Origin of the sequence: Fredinandcohnia quinoae, from assembly GCF_022427965.1 — a bacterium.
Classification (GTDB): domain Bacteria; phylum Bacillota; class Bacilli; order Bacillales; family Bacillaceae_L; genus Ferdinandcohnia; species Ferdinandcohnia quinoae.
Window position 1 is genome coordinate 100,026 of the sequence record NZ_JAKTTI010000003.1, and the last position, 17,612, is coordinate 117,637.

General features: G+C 35.2%; 19 protein-coding genes. 5 read left to right on the forward strand and 14 right to left on the reverse strand.

Going from position 1 to position 17,612, the window contains the following annotated elements; translation table 11 throughout:
- Positions 1-275: 275 nt before the first annotated feature.
- The 4 genes from MJG50_RS03820 to MJG50_RS03835 form a co-directional block, all read right to left on the reverse strand.
- Positions 276-1,322 carry a 5-methylcytosine restriction system specificity protein McrC gene (locus MJG50_RS03820; protein WP_240252858.1) on the reverse strand — a complete coding sequence of 349 codons (1,047 nt, stop codon included), beginning with the start codon at positions 1,320-1,322 and terminating at the stop codon, positions 276-278.
- The gene (locus MJG50_RS03825) at positions 1,309-3,414 is read right to left on the reverse strand and encodes a DUF8426 domain-containing protein (protein ID WP_240252860.1); all 2,106 of its coding nucleotides are present in this window, start codon (positions 3,412-3,414) and stop codon (positions 1,309-1,311) included. The genes MJG50_RS03820 and MJG50_RS03825 overlap by 14 nt, the downstream gene beginning before the upstream one ends.
- 222 nt (positions 3,415-3,636) lie before the next feature.
- Complete coding sequence (locus MJG50_RS03830; protein WP_240252861.1) at positions 3,637-5,127, reverse strand: AAA domain-containing protein; 1,491 nt, start codon at positions 5,125-5,127, stop codon at positions 3,637-3,639.
- A 279-nt stretch (positions 5,128-5,406) separates the two neighbouring features.
- Positions 5,407-7,416, reverse strand: a complete 2,010-nt coding sequence (locus tag MJG50_RS03835) for an AAA domain-containing protein (RefSeq protein WP_240252864.1) — start codon at positions 7,414-7,416, stop codon at positions 5,407-5,409.
- Positions 7,417-7,644: 228 nt separating this feature from the next.
- Between MJG50_RS03835 and MJG50_RS03840 the strand changes: the two genes are divergently transcribed.
- Positions 7,645-8,427, forward strand: a complete 783-nt coding sequence (locus MJG50_RS03840) for an Rpn family recombination-promoting nuclease/putative transposase (RefSeq protein WP_345893200.1) — start codon at positions 7,645-7,647, stop codon at positions 8,425-8,427.
- Between the two features lie 239 nt (positions 8,428-8,666).
- Here the strand turns inward: MJG50_RS03840 and MJG50_RS03845 are convergent, their stop codons facing one another.
- The 7 genes from MJG50_RS03845 to MJG50_RS03865 form a co-directional block, all read right to left on the reverse strand.
- Complete coding sequence (locus MJG50_RS03845) at positions 8,667-9,284, reverse strand: branched-chain amino acid aminotransferase (RefSeq protein ID WP_240252866.1); 618 nt, start codon at positions 9,282-9,284, stop codon at positions 8,667-8,669.
- Between the two features lie 80 nt (positions 9,285-9,364).
- Complete coding sequence (locus tag MJG50_RS03850) at positions 9,365-10,663, reverse strand: DEAD/DEAH box helicase (protein ID WP_240252868.1); 1,299 nt, start codon at positions 10,661-10,663, stop codon at positions 9,365-9,367.
- Between the two features lie 351 nt (positions 10,664-11,014).
- A complete protein-coding gene (locus MJG50_RS22065; protein ID WP_275695495.1) occupies positions 11,015-11,149 on the reverse strand; it encodes a hypothetical protein in 135 nt (44 codons plus the stop codon).
- 3 nt (positions 11,150-11,152) lie between these two features.
- Entirely contained in the window at positions 11,153-11,341 is a 189-nt protein-coding gene (locus MJG50_RS03855) for a dephospho-CoA kinase (RefSeq protein ID WP_240252871.1), read from the reverse strand.
- On the reverse strand, positions 11,341-11,472 hold the full coding sequence (locus MJG50_RS22070; RefSeq protein WP_275695496.1) for a hypothetical protein: 132 nt from the start codon (positions 11,470-11,472) through the stop codon (positions 11,341-11,343). Before MJG50_RS22070 ends, MJG50_RS03855 begins: the two co-directional genes overlap by 1 nt.
- Positions 11,473-11,541: 69 nt before the next feature.
- Positions 11,542-12,510: an NAD(P)-dependent alcohol dehydrogenase gene (locus MJG50_RS03860; protein ID WP_240252873.1), complete on the reverse strand. Its 969-nt coding sequence runs from the start codon at positions 12,508-12,510 to the stop codon at positions 11,542-11,544.
- A 76-nt stretch (positions 12,511-12,586) separates the two neighbouring features.
- The gene (locus tag MJG50_RS03865; protein ID WP_240252875.1) at positions 12,587-13,162 is read right to left on the reverse strand and encodes a Crp/Fnr family transcriptional regulator; all 576 of its coding nucleotides are present in this window, start codon (positions 13,160-13,162) and stop codon (positions 12,587-12,589) included.
- 225 nt (positions 13,163-13,387) lie between these two features.
- Between MJG50_RS03865 and MJG50_RS03870 the strand changes: the two genes are divergently transcribed.
- Positions 13,388-13,930 carry a hypothetical protein gene (locus MJG50_RS03870; protein WP_240252876.1) on the forward strand — a complete coding sequence of 181 codons (543 nt, stop codon included), beginning with the start codon at positions 13,388-13,390 and terminating at the stop codon, positions 13,928-13,930.
- A 154-nt stretch (positions 13,931-14,084) separates the two neighbouring features.
- Here MJG50_RS03870 and MJG50_RS03875 read toward each other — a convergent pair whose 3' ends face one another.
- Complete coding sequence (locus MJG50_RS03875; RefSeq protein WP_240252878.1) at positions 14,085-14,780, reverse strand: DUF6946 family protein; 696 nt, start codon at positions 14,778-14,780, stop codon at positions 14,085-14,087.
- A 261-nt stretch (positions 14,781-15,041) separates the two neighbouring features.
- On the opposite strand from MJG50_RS03875, the gene MJG50_RS03880 reads away from it, so the two are divergent.
- Both MJG50_RS03880 and MJG50_RS03885 read left to right on the forward strand, forming a co-directional pair.
- The gene (locus MJG50_RS03880) at positions 15,042-15,650 is read left to right on the forward strand and encodes a hypothetical protein (RefSeq protein WP_240252880.1); all 609 of its coding nucleotides are present in this window, start codon (positions 15,042-15,044) and stop codon (positions 15,648-15,650) included.
- The gene (locus MJG50_RS03885; protein ID WP_240252882.1) at positions 15,637-15,828 is read left to right on the forward strand and encodes a hypothetical protein; all 192 of its coding nucleotides are present in this window, start codon (positions 15,637-15,639) and stop codon (positions 15,826-15,828) included. The genes MJG50_RS03880 and MJG50_RS03885 overlap by 14 nt, the downstream gene beginning before the upstream one ends.
- Before the next feature lie 146 nt (positions 15,829-15,974).
- Here the strand turns inward: MJG50_RS03885 and MJG50_RS03890 are convergent, their stop codons facing one another.
- Together MJG50_RS03890 and MJG50_RS22075 are read right to left on the reverse strand one after the other, a co-directional pair.
- Positions 15,975-16,592, reverse strand: a complete 618-nt coding sequence (locus tag MJG50_RS03890; RefSeq protein ID WP_240252884.1) for a hypothetical protein — start codon at positions 16,590-16,592, stop codon at positions 15,975-15,977.
- Between the two features lie 460 nt (positions 16,593-17,052).
- Positions 17,053-17,178: a hypothetical protein gene (locus MJG50_RS22075; protein WP_275695497.1), complete on the reverse strand. Its 126-nt coding sequence runs from the start codon at positions 17,176-17,178 to the stop codon at positions 17,053-17,055.
- A gap of 145 nt (positions 17,179-17,323) precedes the next feature.
- Between MJG50_RS22075 and MJG50_RS03895 the strand changes: the two genes are divergently transcribed.
- On the forward strand, positions 17,324-17,569 hold the full coding sequence (locus MJG50_RS03895; RefSeq protein ID WP_240252886.1) for a GlsB/YeaQ/YmgE family stress response membrane protein: 246 nt from the start codon (positions 17,324-17,326) through the stop codon (positions 17,567-17,569).
- Positions 17,570-17,612 lie beyond the last annotated feature (43 nt).

A 17,612-nucleotide genomic window follows, 5' to 3' on the forward strand; every position in this document is an offset into this window, starting at 1 on the left:
TTTAGTTAGTGTTAATTCTTACAAGCTCTGCTACACACTCCGCATGGATCGATTGTAGTTGGCAACACATGGGGTGCTGGTGGTTTACAACATTACTTTTATTTCGGAATGTCACTCCGACAAAAATAGACGAGGGAAAATTAAGTCTCCCGTCTATTACATTTAATCAACGATACAATTTACTTGTATCAAATTTAAACGAGTAATAATAGAGAAAATCCCCCGAATGATGATTCGAGGGATATTTCTTATATAGCTAAAACGAAATTATAAAACTAAGCAAAAAATTGATTGGCATATGCTAGTAAGCTTTCCTTTATGCCGCCAAAATCTTGTTGTAAATCAAGAGATACAACTAAAATTTGATTACCTTTAATGTGATAAATATGGTTAGGTTGATTTAGTGCGGTTGTTTTCGCATAAAGTAACATACCTGCAACCGTTTCATCCTGTTCCTTTTTCCAATTATTTATATATGTAAATATTTGATAAAGGTTACCGGATTTTTGTTTTGCAGCTCCACCTACAAACCTTGCCACCATATTCTCAGAATAAAATTTCGCATCCACAATCAATGTTTTTTTATCTTTTTGAAGTACAAGGTCTGTTTGCATAATCGGTAATGCATCTGTTAATTCATCATCAACAATCCACCGAATTTGAGGATGGGAAACATTATATTTCGTTTCACGTTTGAAAAATGCATAGATGAACTTTTCATATAAGGACGATAATCTTTGCTCGTCTTGAACCTCTTTCAACATTTGAGAAGTAGAGCTTTCATCAAATAATAACTGCTCATAAAGATATCTACACACGTCTACAATAAATTGATAACGAATGTTTTGGCGGTTATATCTAACGTTTTTCCAAAGTTTCAATCCTAGCTCTACATCTGATACCTCCGTAAAATAAGGCAACAAACCGTAAAATAATCTACGCACTTTTTGATTTATTTTATTTGAGCGCGATATGTAAACGAGTGTCGCTTTAATAATTTGATTCAACAATATATTCTCAGAGAACTCATCATAAACCACTGTAACTCTCTTATTTACCAGTGCATTTTTCTTTATCGTAGAATTGATATCAATTTTCCCCTTTATAACATTGGAAGTCTCTTCAACATTTATATAATCTTTATTTAAGCCTCCGCGTATCAAAACAGGTATACCAATCGATAAAATTTTTGCGTAAAGCTCTTTGACGTTCTCAAACTTTTCTGTTCCGATTTGTTTATACTCGGAAAGATTTAAAGTTTGATATGCATAGGAAAGCATATAGTATATATTACGAATTGGAATATTATTATTTCTCTCCATCGTAACAACCTCTTAGTCGTACAGCCCAATCGTTTGCTTTCTGTTCATCATCAAACCAATACTCGAATAGCTGTGGAATAATTTCATATTCGATTACTTCCTCTACACGATTTGCGGTATCTACTTTATAAGCATCACCCACAAAGTAGCTATGCCCAATTTGAAAGCCTGTCCCTAGCTCTTCAACAATTTGATTATTTAAGCTTTTAATTTCATCAATGATACGATTTAAAGCTTCTGGATTATTTAATTCGTTTACATACGACTTAAATGTCTCATTTTGGAACGCTGGTTTAATTTCAAAAAACGAAAATCTTCTTCTAAGTGCGTAGTCTAATAAAGCTAAGCTTCTATCTGCCGTATTCATCATCCCCATGATGTATAAATTCGATGGCACAGAAAACTTATCATTAGAATAAAGGAGATTGATTTGCTCACCCCGCTTATCCGCTTCGATAAGCATCATTAATTCCCCAAATATTTTACTCATATTCCCACGATTAATTTCATCAATAATAAAGAAGTAGTCTCGTTCCGGATCTCGCGCTGCTTTTCTAGCAAACTTCACAAACGGACCTGGTTTCAGCTCAAACCCATCTCCTTCAGCTTTTGGACGGAACCCTTCAATAAAGTCCTCATAACTATAGCTTTGGTGGAACTGAACCATATGGATACGCAGTTCATCTTTTTCTTCCATCATTACATACGCTAAACGTTTGGCAATATACGTTTTACCTACTCCCGGTGCACCTTTCAAAATAAGATTCTTCTTATTTTCAAGTAAAGAAATTAGACGTATAAGCTCCTCCTTCTCGATAAAAACATCCGAAAGAAATTCATCCATTGTAAAGGACTCATTTTCTTGTACAGTAGGCTTAGATTCAATAAAACGAATGTAGTAGTCAATTGAACTTCCCGATACGCCTTTATATTTTTTGTAGGATTCGTCTGATACAACGAGATCTTTCAACCGTTTTAGTTGCTCAATATCTGTTTCACCAAAAATTGGAGTATCAAAATGGTGCTCTATATCCTTTATCGCACTTACCTTTTGCGTAACTGTTTTATCATTCAAGCTAACTCCTGTATCTGTAACTTGATTGGATAACCAATTTCGAAATTCATTTATTTCAGCAATTTTTTGATCAATAAAATCTTCATTCATTACTTGATCAATTTCTTGAATAAAATTTGGATAAGGATTTAGACATGTTAACGTTTTTTGGGCAAAAGACTGATGTAGTTCCCACTTTCCAACTTGAAGCCAATCTACTTTTCTTCTATGTTTATACTCTTGTGCTTCATCATCGTAGTAGTAATTTCCCGTAACAACTCCGCGTGCGAGGATTTTCTTAATTCCTTCTTTCACATATACAACGTCGCCTGTTTGAATTTCACGATAGAAATCCCACACAGCCTTTGTATCATTGACAGGGCGCACCCCATCCGCTCTTTGTTCAGCTATTTTTCGTTCAACAGCTTCCTTTGAATCATAGTTTTTTAAATCCCCTAAATAGTCCCAACCAAGTGCAATTATATTTTCTGCGTTGAACTGATCCCATAATCTCGAATATTCACCTGGTGAAATTACCCAATAATTTATGCTGTTATCAATTTCATCACCTTGATTCGCAATTTTCTTCTCTTTTTTAGGATAAGTTAAAGTAGGATTTTCATCATAATATAAAAATATTAAATATGATCGCATTAAAACGCCCCAGTCAGGTATCCCACCTAAATTATCAGGCTTACTTCTTACGCCGCGATTATATTCATCTTCCGCATATTTCTTTCTAAATTGAATTCTTGTTGTACCAAACTTTTCTGGATATCGAGGTGTACTTTTACCAGTTACTAATCTCTCAATATCCTCATCACTTTGTTCCGTCATTTGTTGATAGATATTTTTATATTCCGAATATGATTGATAATCAAAGAAGTTTTCCTTATAGCCACTACCTAATCCGAATTTCCCCAAGAGGTATCCAAGTTTTTCAAGATATGGTGTGTACCACATACCTGTTTTTTCACCTAAATTTTCCGTAACCCATGCTTTATATTTTTCTTTTTGAGTATTCACAACATCATTCATAGCGTACCTCCATTAAAGAATTTATTGTCTTAAATTATAACACTGTACTTCATTAAAAATTGATTTACATCCATTTTGGTTCTCTAGCCTATAATAGGGTAACCCACTGTAGTAATGCGTCAATTCCCTCTGGCACCATTTTCTCCTTTTTCCAAAGGGTAATTCTATAATCCTTTAACAAACAAATAAAGCGACCAAAGCATGGTCGCCACATCTTTAAAATCATACTCTTTCCTTCACCATTTCTAGTCTTTCTTCACTTTCCAATGTTTGTTTAATTAACTGATGAATCTTCTCAATTTCCAAACTAGGATCCTTCCACCAATTTCTACTCCAAACCCGATGGATTTTCCATCCTTTGTTCTCAAGAAACTTCTGCCTATAGACATCCCTTTCCTTTGCAGATGGGGAACTATGATACATCGCTCCGTCGCACTCAATTCCCAGTATATATTTTTGGGGATCCTTGGGGTGCACGATAGCCTGATCAATCCGGTATTTTGACATGCCAACCTGCGTATCTACCTTATATCCAAGGTCCGTTAGATGTTCATAAACTTGTTCTTCAAATGGTGAATCGAATTGAAGACTTTTTTCCTGCCGTTGTGTATTCATCTCCTCATTAAGATTTGATAACACCGCTTCAATCATACTTTTTTGAAGTTTTGATACTGCCTCCGTATATTCTAAATAACTCTTTAAAAATTTCGGCCCCACATTTTTTACATTTGACACGTCAAGTTCATTGGGTTCTATGCTGGAAACAACGTAAATAGCCTCTTTTGCGCGAGTTACCGCCACATTTAATCGATTTTCTCCACCTTGTTGGCCTAAGGTACCAAATCGATTATACACACGGCCATTTACACTTTTCGCATATCCGACAGAGAATACGATAATATCCCGTTCATCACCTTGAACATTTTCGATATTTTTCACAAAGATTTGCTCATCTAATTCTTTTCCCATTACCTGCTGATAGACTGTATTGAACTCGATATCATTTTCAGTTAACTTTTCAATATAATCTTCAATGATCCCTTGTTGCTTCGCATTAAACGTAATAATACCAATTGATTTATTTGGATCCTTCACTAATAATTCCTTTAACAAAATTACTACTTCTTTCGCTTCAACCTCATTACATTGATTGATCCATCTTCCATCAACTTTACGCCACTGAATAGCGGCAGGATTCTTCAGATGTTCTACGTTAGGTGCAATTTGAATGCTTCCATTGTAGTAAGCATGATTGGAAAAATTAATTAATTCCTCTGACTTCGAACGATAATGCCACTGTAACATTTTGCTTGGAAATACGCGTTTAGCTAAATTTAAAAGACTTTCTGATTCGAACATATCGTTGTCATCTTCATCATCTTCATCAATCTGAATACTTCCCCTAAAAAGGCTGTTTGGTGGCAATTGTTTTTCGTCACCGGCAATAATCACTTTTGACCCTCTGTAAATGGCTGGTATCCCATTTTCCACGGTCAACTGTGAAGCTTCGTCAAAAATAACCATATCAAACAAATCTTTTTGCAATGGAAAAATTGCTGAAGCAGTCTCAGGTGAAACAAGCCATACTGGAAGTGCATCTAGTAAGCCTTCTGTGGAATATTGATAAACTAGTTTTCTAACTGGCCAAATTTGTCTTTTCTTCCCTGTCTGATAAATAATGTCCTTGATTACTTTTGAATGAATTTGTTTCACTTCATCCAGTTTATTGATTAACCGATTTTGCAGAACCCTGGCAGACAGTTTTTTCTTTTCCTCCAGTAGATTTTTAAAGTTATTTCTTAAACGTTTGAATTCCTCAGTTCCGACCTTTGTCAGCTCTGGATGGTTACGTTCGATTTCATCAATCCAATGAATGTATGCCGATTGCCTTACAATATCAACCCATTGGTTTGCTAACTCTTTTGGAATAGTATCGATGCCTTTAGCCTTTATACCCTCAATAATCGTTTTTATAAAAGGTAAACTTTCATCCTAAATCCTATCCATATTCCGTATATCCTCGAAATCCTGTATGACAAATTCCTGTTGTTTTTCGAAATCAGATAACGGAATATCTCCTTTTGAAATCTGATTATGATACTGTTTAATTTTTTCTTCTTCAAAATAAGGAGACAATTGCCGTACTTCTTTGGTCATTTCTCCTGATACATTGGAAAGCTCATAAAGAATCTTCAAGCTTTCCCGAAGTTTCGGCCATTCCTTTGAAGACAATCCTTTAAAATTTTCGCCTTCAATTAACTCTTCAACAATCGTTTTTCCTGTAAAAGAGGTCCACCACCATAGTCGAAGTTTTTGGAGGGTTTTTTTCTCTTCCGGATTTAAATCTTCGTATATCTTTTCTAATTTATTTCCAACTGCCCAGCTATATTCGGGAGTAATATCTTCCTGCTCAAAATGCTCAAGATAATGAATACTCTTTGCCGCCTTTTCTGAAACCTTTTTGAAGATCTCAACAATCGTCAATCGATCCTTAATTTCCAGCTTTGCAAATGATCTTCTATCTTTAAGTGGATAATTTTCCTGCCCAAATCTACTATAGTAATCACCGTATGAAAGGATTTTTGTTAAAACTTCATCTAAATTATTCTTATTCATTGCTTTAAGTACACTAGATAAATCTAGAATAATATCTTGCTGACTGACGGGCTTTCCACGTCCATAAAGATCATATGCCCGAAATCCAAATGGTTGTGTTTCATATAATCCCGTTGCAATCGTATTTAGTTCATCTTCACAACTCTGGATTTTATTCGATAGCTGTTCATATTCCACTTCAAGATCCTGAGCATATTCATCTTTGGATAATCGGTTGTGTAGTTTTCGATAAAGTACAGTTCTGTCCTTTTTCTCATCATGTAAAAGACTAACGCTTGCAGATAAGCCTAATCCATCCAATCTCTGATAAACAACATCCAGTGCAGCGCGTTTTTGACAAACCAATAAAATCTTTTTTTGACTTGCAACTGCATTAGCGATAATATTTACAATTACCTGTGATTTTCCTGTTCCAGGTGGCCCATGCACGACCAATCCCTCTGTATTTTCAATGGAATCAATAATTTCCTCCTGTGAAGCATCCGTATCTAGAACAAAAAATTTATCTTTTTCTTCCTTTTTAGGTGACTCATCTGCAAGGGCTGTATCAATTAAGTTATCAGCAGCATACGCTCTATCAACTTCACCAACATTTATTAATTCTCCAACCATTCCTAGGTCCACGTCTCCTTCTTCTAGATGTTGAAGAAAGTCTTCATAGTCCCTTAAAATGGCCGAATTTCCTTGGGGAAAATGCCCAAGGATTGCATGATTATTTAACTGAAACTCACCCTTTTTAAATTGGGGAATCGTGTCTTGAGTATAGTTTTCAAAAGGTTGTATCTCCTTGACGTTCGACCAAGAGATATTAATATTGTATTTTTTTAACCAAATTAACCAACTAAGAAATTCCAATTCCGTCGACTTTTCTACTGCCTCATCATACATTTCATCTGGTACATAAAGATCACTCATTTTTTGCATGGCTAAAAAAAGAGGACGATTTAGCATTGGTTCAGAATCAACCATAGTAGTAAGCATCCACTTTGTCCCATGGGTTTTTATCCTTTCTAATTTAACAGGATGTAAAAATAGAGGTGCGCGTACATACGTCCCATCTAACATTGAACCACTTATGAATGGATATCCAATATATAAGTCATACAACCCAGTTTCGTCTTCTATTGATTTTAAATTACGATAAAGTGTAGTAAGTTTCCCTGACAAATTCAGTGATTCATCATTCCTGACATTTTGTGTAACCAGTTCAACCTTACTGTTATTTTTAATGATTCCTGCAAGGATGTCTTGAGGATTTTTATTAATTTTAACTAATTCACTAAGGTCAAAGTTCCATTTATTAGAGGACTTCAACATACAAATAGACCTATTTCGGCGACTTAGATCATTAAGCCTGTCCTTCAAAACAGTTAGTTTTTCTTTCATTATATATCACCTATTTTTTAGTTAGTTCTTTCATCATTATATCCTTCATTATATTGCTTTAGTAGGTGAGTTAGACATGTTCTATTGGCTTTACATACTTAGATAGGGACGAACCAATAAGTTGTGTAGGTACAAGTTGGAAAAATGGTACCTATCAAGAGGCACGGTAACGTTTCACAGACAGTTAGTATTTAGTTTTGAATAAGTTAGTAGGAAAATAGTAACAAAATCGCCGACATAACGTTTGAAAACACCGAAATTATAAAGGATATAGATGATGGAAAATCAGTTAAGCTTGATTTTACCGTCGTAACATCTACTGATGAAAAGATAAATATTGAAGTTCAGGTTATTAATAATCATGACATGCCCGAACGTATTCTTTATTACTGGGCAAAGACGTATGCATCCTCAATTACCTCAGGTCAGCCGTATACATTGTTAAAACCCACAATCATGATATCTATACTAAACTATCCACTCTTCCCTTCTGAAACTAATTCCTTCCATACTTGTTTCCGTATCACTGAAGATACAGAGCAATTTTTATGGTCCAATCACCTTGAATTCCATGTGTTTGATCTGAGTGCTTTCATGCTACAATGGAGAAAATACAGACGGGAAATACGAAATCAAGAAAAAAATGAACAGATACCATGGCTAATGATGCTTTCAGCCGCAGATTATCGTAAAAGAAAATTTGACGAGGAATTAATAGGTGAATTGGAGGAATGGGCAATGGATAAAGAACAGGTAAGAGAAGCGCTTATTGAATGGGAAACATTAAGTGCTAATAAAGAAAATCGTGTCCTTTATGAAGCAAAGGCGAAAGAAATGCGGGATTTATTAAGTAATCTTGAAGGTGAGAGGCGATTGGGAAAACAAGAAGGAAGACTAGAAGAAAAACATATGACAGCACTTAAAATGCTTGAAAAGGGTTTTGACATTGGAACTATTGCAGAGATTACTGAATTGAGTGAAGATGAAGTTAATAGCTTGCTGAATAAATAGCCTGCCTATATTCAACAATTTTGAGGCACGGGATTCTTCCGTGCCTATAATTGTTCAGCAATGAGGCCGATTTTCTTACCGAAATATTTTAACGATTTTAAACCAATCAGGATATTTTTATATAAAGCATCACAACACATTCTTATTCGCCCTACTCACCAATTATCATGTAAAATCACGTCCCCTTTTTGCATAGTGATAAATGGTAGCATATATAGGTAAGAAATACGAAATAACAGTTAATTCATGACCTTGCTTCTTCCTTCAATTCTCTCTACTAGTGTAAATAAAAATCGATAAATTAACCGATACGCTTCCTCTAATGACATCTCCTCTTGGAACCCCTTCACATTATTCAAAGCGAAATTCAAGTCCCATACACCATCATTTTGATTAAAGATCAATTCAAATTTTCCTTTATCTCCCTGTAACTCTTTACGTAAGTTATCTTTGAGGGATGACTCAAATTTTTTCTGCAGCTTCAATCCTACCATGACGTCGTATGTTCCAAATACGTCATTCACTTCAAACGAAATCGAATCTACGCCGATTTGATCAAACCAATGAGATTCAAAGTATAGAAATTCATTCTTATGTTTTTGAAGGTAGTCAATCGAGTTTTCTAAAAAACCGAATGATTCTGTAGCAATCGTTTCTTCTGATTCTTTGTCACATCTTTCAATGTATGCTTCAAGGAAACGTGTAGTAGGATCTTTTTCTATGAGTGTCACGTCATTTGGAATCAATTCATGTTTTTGAATGTACTCTATTTCCTCTTGATATAGCTCAACCTTTTTTACCGATGGATTACTCATCAACTCTGATGAAATATATTTTTCCATTTGCTTATGTAACATAGGTATATCCTCCTGAAATTGGTGCCTCACCGTAAGTTAAAACTAAGGGGTAAGGCACAATTTTTCGTCTCATTTATTCGTTATCGAGTGCGTCTCCGACCTTGGGTTTTATTGCTTGAATTGCCTTTTGATCGCTTATCATGAGGCTTTCTGTTTGAAGAAAACGGTGCAGCCTTCCTTCCGTCTCGTCTATTACCTTCAGAGCGCTTATCTTCTTTTATTTGCTCACTTGCTCTCTGATAATCCTCACGGTCAGGAATACTTATTCCTTTGATCACTTGTATGTCTAATTTTTGATGGATTCCTTTTTCAATCATTCGGAGGAACTCCATATCCTTAGGATCTATTAACGTAAAAGCAACCCCATCTCCACCTGCACGGCCCGTTCGTCCAATCCGGTGTACATAGCTTTCCACGTCATGTGGAATATCATAGTTATAGACGTGTGTTACACCTTCTACATCAAGTCCCCTTGCCGCAACATCCGTTGCCACCAAAAATTGTGTTTTCGCTTCACGAAATCGTTTCATCGCTTTTTCACGTTTGGACTGTGGTAAATCACCATGCAGCTCGTCAGATTCATATCCGCTGGCAATCAATGCTTCGTGCAGCTTTTTGGCACGAACCTTTGTACGACAGAAGATAATCGCTAAAAAAGGTCGATGTTCCTCGATTAAATGAAATAAAGTGGCTTGTTTTCTCCGGTCAGTTGTCTCAATCACCACTTGTTTGATCTCTTCAACCGTTACTTTTTTCGCTTTCACTTCTATGAACTCTGGCTCTACCATATATTTTTTGGCAAGACTTCGAATTTCATTAGGCATTGTTGCTGAAAACAGCATGGTTTGTCTTGAAGGGAACGTTTCACTAATGATGTCATCTACCTCTGGAAGAAAACCCATCAGTAGCATTTGGTCGGCTTCATCTATCACAATCCTCTCAATCGTTGAAAGGTCAATTGTTCCACGGCGAATATGGTCCAGTAACCGACCAGGTGTTGCAACAACAATATGCTGAGCACCTTTTAACTTCTTTAATTGATGCGCCACATCCTGACCACCATATACAGATAACACGTTGATACCCTCAACGTTCTCGATCATTTTCTTCATTTCCTTTGAAATTTGTAGAGCTAATTCTCGTGTTGGCGTTAAAATAAGTACTTGAACATCCGAGTTGTGCACATCAATCTTTTCAAGAATCGGAAGAACAAAAGCCAATGTCTTCCCTGTTCCAGTTTGTGCTTTTGCAATAACATCCTTCCCCTCAAGTACTGCTGGTATTGTCTGTTCTTGTATAGGAGTAGGGGCTACTATACCTAAAGACTTTAATGTATGGTTAATCTCTTTTCGAATACCAAGTTGTAAAAAATCTACCAAGGCTAATCACGTCTCTCTTCTTGTAATAAAACTAATCTATTTATTCACAGGCTTATCTACTATATCATATTGGTTTGTATTTACAGATTGATTTCGATTATTATGGGTCGCAGGGACAGGTTCCTTGTCCCACCAAAAATAGTAAATCTGTCGTACTAAACATTTACAAATATCGCGCTCTATAACTGGATAGGCTGCACTAAATTGGACGGGCTGTAAACTTAGTGTAGCCTACCTACCCATCCATACACTACATCCCACTTACTTATTAATAATAAGCAAACGTGCAACTGCTCGTCGTACAAAAAGGACCTTGATTTAAATTCAAGGTCCTCAATGGAAGATTATTATTTATATGCTTTCTATATAAACATCGGATTTAGTTTTTTGCCCTTCTTTAGCTTTGTGCATTTGTCTAATGGCATTACCGCCTGCAAGCGTTGTCTCAATTGAGAAATCCTTGCCTTCTTTAATGTATTTATTCACTGATTATATAACTTCTTTTCCAGCTGTTACTCTTTTTGATTCAGGGTTTTCTGTATCTATTCTTCGTGCGATGGCATCTGGATCAATGTTAATCTCAACACTAATTTTGTCAATAATTAAGTTTCTTATTGTACTTTTTCCGCTTCCAATTTTACCAGCAAACACATAGAACATCGGGGTATGTTTATTCATCATGAATCACCGTCATTATTAAAAGGAACAATATCTCCATTAGGAAATTCCTTTACCAACTTGCCGTTCTTCTCATACACAATATAAGTGTTATTTACTTTAGCATCTATTCTTGCTCGCTCACCTGTCATCTTAACCCAATTGTCTGCCCATGCAAATTTTCGTTTTGGTACATAATTTTGCTCTTCCTACCTGCTATACTAAATTGTTATAATAACTTTCCCCTGTGAATGCCCATTTTCAAAATATTGAAATGCCTTTGGAACCTCACTCAAGGAATAGCTTCTATCAATAATTGGCTTTACTTTTCCTTCTTCTATAAGCTTTTTCATCAACTCTAAATCTTTTTGATTTGTCCTCTGCAAAAAGGTGATAAATTTCTTTTTTCCAATCATGGATAACCAGGTGCCAAGCATCATTGTCTGATACATTTGACTACTTGTGCCACCAACATGAATGAATACGCCATTCTCTTTCAGCTTTCTTTTATAGGTAGAAATTGATTGCGAACCATTCACGCCGAAAATTACATCAAAGGTCTGATTATGATTGAAAAAGTCTTCATTTTTATAATCTATCACATGGTCTGCCCCAATGGACCTTAAGATGTCTATGTTTCTAGTACTCACCACAGCCGTCACGTCAGCACCAAATGCTTTCGCAATTTGAACGGCAAAGGTTCCAACACCGCCTGAAGCCCCATGAATTAATACTTCATGTCCAGCTCTTATCATTCCTTTATCCCTTATAGCTTGTAAAGCAGTAGTAGCTGCCATGGGAACAGCTGCAGCTTCGGAAAAGTTTAGATTACTAGGTTTTAATGCCAATGACTTTTCATCGGCAACGACATACTCTGCTAAAGCACCCCAGCCACTTCTAGATAAGTCTCCGTAAACCTCATCTCCAACCTGAAATTGAGTAACTTTTTCACCTATAGCCTCCACTATACCTGCTACGTCCCCACCAGGAATAAGGTATTTCGGTTTCGTAAGACCAAATGCTAATCGGGCGGGCAGTGGTTTTCCTGTTAATAAAACTAGATTACCAAAATTAATTGAAGATGCATGAACTCTTACTAGTACTTGATTTTGCTTAGGTGTGGGTGTAGCTACCTCCCTTATTTTAAGTGTATCTGGTGATCCATATCTTTCAGAGATAACTGCTTTCATTTTCATTCTCCTTTTAATCCTTTTTCAATGATTGTAGACGGAAAATGTAGATGGAGCATTGACTTAAGTTAAGATTTTATTGAATACGTTTTTTAATTCTACTTAAAGACTCTGGTGTCATACCAAGGTAAGTTGCCAATTGATGTTGGGGCACACGTTTGAGGAGATCTGGTCGATTTTGTAAAATCATTTTATAGCGTGCTTCTGGAGATGAACGAATAAATTTTGCATGTTCATTTTGTGCTTTGGCAAGGAAGTTTTCCATCATGCTTCGTGTCATGGTTTCAAGCTCTGTATATTGCTTATACATTTTTTGTTCGGACTCTAGATCTGCAACAACTAATACACAGTCCTCTTGACAGATTAATGAGTAGTCGGATGATTGATCAGGTTCCCCATCATTAAACAACAAAATGGCTTGTTCTTCAGTATAGAAATTGGAAGTAACCTCTTTTCCATCTTCATCTAAATAATACTGTCTGACACATCCTTTCAATACAAAAAAACATTTCTTAGATGGAGAATCTCCCTGTTTGATTAGATAGGTCCCCTTTTTAAACTTCACGATTATTAATTCATTAATAATAGCCTGTTGCTCGGCATCAGTTAGAGTTGTATATTTATCCAAATACTTCATAAGGATTTCTTCCATGATAAGTCTCCTTTTCAAGGTATGGGTTCTTCAAGATAATAGTACCATTTCTATCCATACTGGAATATACATTTTGTAGGCTAATGATGGAGTAAGGTGAAGTTTTAAAAAACCGAAGCAATATTGTGTAAGAAGATATTAGCTAATTTCATGGAACTTTTTTCTCCTCTATAACGTATATGCACTAACTGAGATTCGAACCTATAATTAAAAGGGTGAAGAAGTATGAGAATGTATAAATTACAAGAGGTCATTAACTTATCTGAGGATAAAAAACTTTTGCTAAAAAATGAAAAGGATCAAGAAGTTGGGTTTATACGTCGAGAGGTTATTTCTGGGTATGAAGAAAAACATATTTTTTCCTATACCTCAATGGATGAAAATAATAAGGTGATAGTGGGAATTAAAAAAAGGGGTCTTACAACTTTTTTAACCCCTAGGTATGGTGTAATTACACAGGAACATGAATACGAATTAAAAGATAAGATCGGAAATAATATATTGTATTTTTGTGTAATAGGTGTACTTGAAAATAAAAAAATATTAATTGAAGAAAATTGGGACGGAGATATTGAAATTAAGGTAGAAAAACAAGTAGTAGCTTATATAAGAAAACTAAAGAAAAGTGATTTATTTGCTTTCTTTCAATTTGAAGATCAAATAAAAGAGAATTCTCTCTTATTTTCAGTTACTATATTAATGTACTTTATGTTTAAGATTTATAATAAGGAAGCGGAAATTATTCAATATATTATGGATTGGGACTAAAGTTTCTTTCTTTTACAAAATTGACTATTAAGCCATAAAAAAAGAAATCACCTTAATCTATGTATTTAGGTGATTTCTTTTTAAATAAAATTGATAGTTTATTAGAACATTCATAGAAGATAACATAAAAAACAACAAATCTGTAAAGCGGATACTAATAATCTTCCGACTTACTATCACGAACTTCCCCAGTTACCCATCCAAAATAAAGATCAACCCCATTTACTGCGACTGGTCCAACAACCTCATCCTTCTTGGCTTCCACGTTAAACAATTCTACAAATTCGGCGTAATCCTCATACCACTTTCCTTCCTTACTAAAGGAATGGATAAGCATTAGAGCATTTTTTGCATTTACGTTCTTTGCTTCTTTTATTGCCGAAGCTGTTCGGTGAAATAATTGATATCTTTTGTTTAAGGCATCATCTTCTTTTAGATTCAACAGGTCCAACAAGTACGTTAGCCTTTTTCTTTTTCCCTCACTTGGATTTTCCCCTTTCCACGCTTCAACCCTTTCTCCAAAAGCCTCGGAAACCTTTCCTTCTACCATGATTGGCAATAATTCACCACCAGCATTAGCTAATAGGTAAAGATCGTTTTGAGATTTGGCACCACCACCCGGTAATGAAACCTTGTATTCTGGGAATCCATACAGGATGTTCACCTGTTGAAAAAGCGAGATATCACTGCTCTTAAATGCCTTTTCCACACAAGGTGGTAGATTTTCTGCTTCTTCCCAGCAATTTGCTAATTCATAAGCAGAATAAGCTGGTTTCCACTGTTTCTCTGGATCCGCTAGTAACTTCCTCCATGAATCTGCTCCTTTCGATGGAACAAAATATTTCCCCATAGTAACCCCACCTTTGAAAAATTTTAAAAATATTATATAAAGTCAATTCGGTATTTTGATTGTGAAGTCCTTTATATCCACCGAAAAAATAGAGCAGAAGATGTCTCTAGTCATTTCGTAGACAGGATCTTATTCATTTTTCAAATAGGACAGTAGGAACATTGCAATTATATTCCCAAAAAAGGGATTGAAACAAAAATTGTACACAAAATCCATTAAAAAAAAGAGTTTATAGTGAGACGTAAAAAAGGAGAGATTAAAATGAAAAAATTTGTTATTGATGGAACTCAATTTGTAGGCTTACAGTTAGGGGATGATTATGAAATAGTAACAGTTACCACTTGGGATCATGATTGTAACATTCTTCCGTATCGACGAGCCTTTAGGAAAAACATCATGGACATTATACATATGAATCGATCGGGTCGTTCTATTGAAGAAACTGTACAGAATACAGAAAATTCAAGTGATTTTTGGTTTATTCAAGCTACAAGGCCTTTAGATGAGAATCAACAAGTCTATCGATTAAAAGAAAATATGATTGATTTTGATACTGCAATTGATTGTGGATTTGGTATTATTCGAGTTTTAAAAGGAAAATACGAGGGAGAGTACTTTCTTTATAACTCTGAAAACGACGAGGAGGATACCGGATTTATGTTAGATATCTATCTTCAAATTGCTGTTAAAAACTACGATAACAAGAGTTTAGAGAAATATGTAAATACAAAGTATGGTAGACAATTATTAAGAATTCTACAATTAACGAGTGATAATGCATTAACTCATAAGTTGGACATGTCATTCCAACGAAAAAAAGGTGGAGACAATTTAGTGATATTGGGGAGGAAGCAGCATGGAAGTTATTAAAAAAATATCAAGTGCATATAGTGTGGTGGGCAATGGTGGTAAAGGATATTGGTTGGTTAAAGTGCTAGGAAGTTATTCATCTAGCAATGAAGCACACTCAGATATGCTAGATGTTCTCAATGAGAAGAAAACTGAAAATGAATTAGAAAGGCAGTTCAGAAGGAATAAAACATATTAATTGCAAATAATCCAGTGAAGCAAAAAAGAGAGATAAACTAAGTGATTGTCTCTCTTTTTGCTATTAGTTGTCGAGGTATTTCGTAGACACGCCTTGAAAACAGTCTATCCATTATCAGGTGACATTTGTTAACAGTCAGCACTCTTCTAAGCTAAAACCTCTGAGTTCATATTATTATGGGATAATACCTGCCATTTCAATTCATCCTTACCATCAACATAATGCGCCGATAACTCGGTAAGCTTACCTTTTGCCCACTTTTTCTGAGATTCCGTTAACCAAGAATCTCCTTCAATATTCTCATATTCTATTTCATGAATAAATGCTAGATAGTATTGTGTTTGATCGTTTGGTTGTGTCGATATATACCGTTTAATTTTCTTAACATCATCTTCAAAGGGCTTTTCATTCCCCGCTCCCTTATACTTAATTTCGATCACAGCCAAAACGGCCTCAACATCATCCTTCAAATGCTCTTTATTCCCAGGATTCTCATTTAGTTGAACAATTACAATATCTGCAATCGAATCTTTGTAATAAAATTCGGTAAAAATCCTGATATTATTTTCCTCTAATAACGTATCCGTAAGCTGGTTTCGGATGTGAAAATATAGAGCGTTCTTTAATGTATCCTCCTTCAAAAGAAAATACTTTTGATAATCTCCTTTTATTTGATTCATCCATACTTGTTTTATAGTCCTATCAATCATTTCCTGAAGGTCTTGCATTTTTATAGTCTTATTAGTTACTTTAATTGTGGTCATTTAATATTTTCCTTTCATTTCTAAAATCTATTAGATATTTATCGTGAAATATCTATATGCCTATATTCTTGAAGAGTACGACTTCAAATTAGCCTATTTTTATATTTATTTTATCAAATAATTGGAGATAAGGGTTACTTACATATTTAGTGGGATAAATATATTAAGTGTACCGACTCGTTTGAAGCTAAAAACCATACTGAATAAAGTAATGTTTAAGATTTTTTAAGGGAGTTTTACGAGTAAGCCCGTAAAACTAATAGCTCATATACGTCAAGGTGCATACTATTAGCGGACTCCACCGAATAATCCTGCTACGAAGTTCTTCACCCGGTGTTCGAAAAAGAATCGAGAACTCTCCCCTCTTTGGCCCAACATCCTGAATATCAAAAAAATGTGTGAAGTCATTGGTACGTGTTTTGTCGTGCGGAAATATATATATACTATCCCTATGAAATTCCTACGGGTTGAACTGTTCAATAACTTCTATTGCTCCTAAGCCATTTTCTACATCTTTAATTTCAATTAAAAATTCCACCTTCACGTTTACTAGTGGTATAACCGCTAGTCGAAAAAGTTGAACCATTTTTTAATTACTAAAAAAGTGAAGCCCTAATATAGGGGATCTATTTAGAATAAACTGCTGCATGAGAATATTTCGAGCTAGCTTTTCCAAAAATTGGATAGATCCATAGATAAGAAGAAATTAATAACTGAAAGGAGTGAAGAACATGGGAATTATTTGGACATTAATTATCGGAGGTATTATCGGCTGGCTAGCTGGGCTTATTCTTGGACGTGATGTACCAGGAGGCATTATCGGAAATATTATCGCTGGTTTTATTGGGGCATGGCTCGGTACCCTCATTCTTGGAAGTTGGGGGCCAGTAATTGGTGGATTCTTTTTTATTCCGGCATTAATCGGAGCAATTATTCTAGTCTTCATCCTCAGCTTCTTACGTAAAAGTATAAAATAAAACGTAACCAATACAGGTAAAAAGAGGCAATGTAAAACAAATT

Coding starts and splice junctions, on each gene's coding strand:
- MJG50_RS03820 (WP_240252858.1), bottom strand. CDS start 1,322: ATGGAGAGAAATAATAATATTCCAATTCGTAATATATACTATATGCTT.
- MJG50_RS03825 (WP_240252860.1), bottom strand. CDS start 3,414: ATGAATGATGTTGTGAATACTCAAAAAGAAAAATATAAAGCATGGGTT.
- MJG50_RS03835 (WP_240252864.1), bottom strand. CDS start 7,416: ATGAAAGAAAAACTAACTGTTTTGAAGGACAGGCTTAATGATCTAAGT.
- MJG50_RS03845 (WP_240252866.1), bottom strand. CDS start 9,284: ATGTTACATAAGCAAATGGAAAAATATATTTCATCAGAGTTGATGAGT.
- MJG50_RS03855 (WP_240252871.1), bottom strand. CDS start 11,341: ATGAATAAACATACCCCGATGTTCTATGTGTTTGCTGGTAAAATTGGA.
- MJG50_RS22070 (WP_275695496.1), bottom strand. CDS start 11,472: ATGACAGGTGAGCGAGCAAGAATAGATGCTAAAGTAAATAACACTTAT.
- MJG50_RS03860 (WP_240252873.1), bottom strand. CDS start 12,510: ATGAAAGCAGTTATCTCTGAAAGATATGGATCACCAGATACACTTAAA.
- MJG50_RS03865 (WP_240252875.1), bottom strand. CDS start 13,162: ATGGAAGAAATCCTTATGAAGTATTTGGATAAATATACAACTCTAACT.
- MJG50_RS03870 (WP_240252876.1), top strand. CDS start 13,388: ATGAGAATGTATAAATTACAAGAGGTCATTAACTTATCTGAGGATAAA.
- MJG50_RS03875 (WP_240252878.1), bottom strand. CDS start 14,780: ATGGGGAAATATTTTGTTCCATCGAAAGGAGCAGATTCATGGAGGAAG.
- MJG50_RS03880 (WP_240252880.1), top strand. CDS start 15,042: ATGAAAAAATTTGTTATTGATGGAACTCAATTTGTAGGCTTACAGTTA.
- MJG50_RS03885 (WP_240252882.1), top strand. CDS start 15,637: ATGGAAGTTATTAAAAAAATATCAAGTGCATATAGTGTGGTGGGCAAT.
- MJG50_RS03890 (WP_240252884.1), bottom strand. CDS start 16,592: ATGACCACAATTAAAGTAACTAATAAGACTATAAAAATGCAAGACCTT.
- MJG50_RS22075 (WP_275695497.1), bottom strand. CDS start 17,178: ATGGTTCAACTTTTTCGACTAGCGGTTATACCACTAGTAAACGTGAAG.
- MJG50_RS03895 (WP_240252886.1), top strand. CDS start 17,324: ATGGGAATTATTTGGACATTAATTATCGGAGGTATTATCGGCTGGCTA.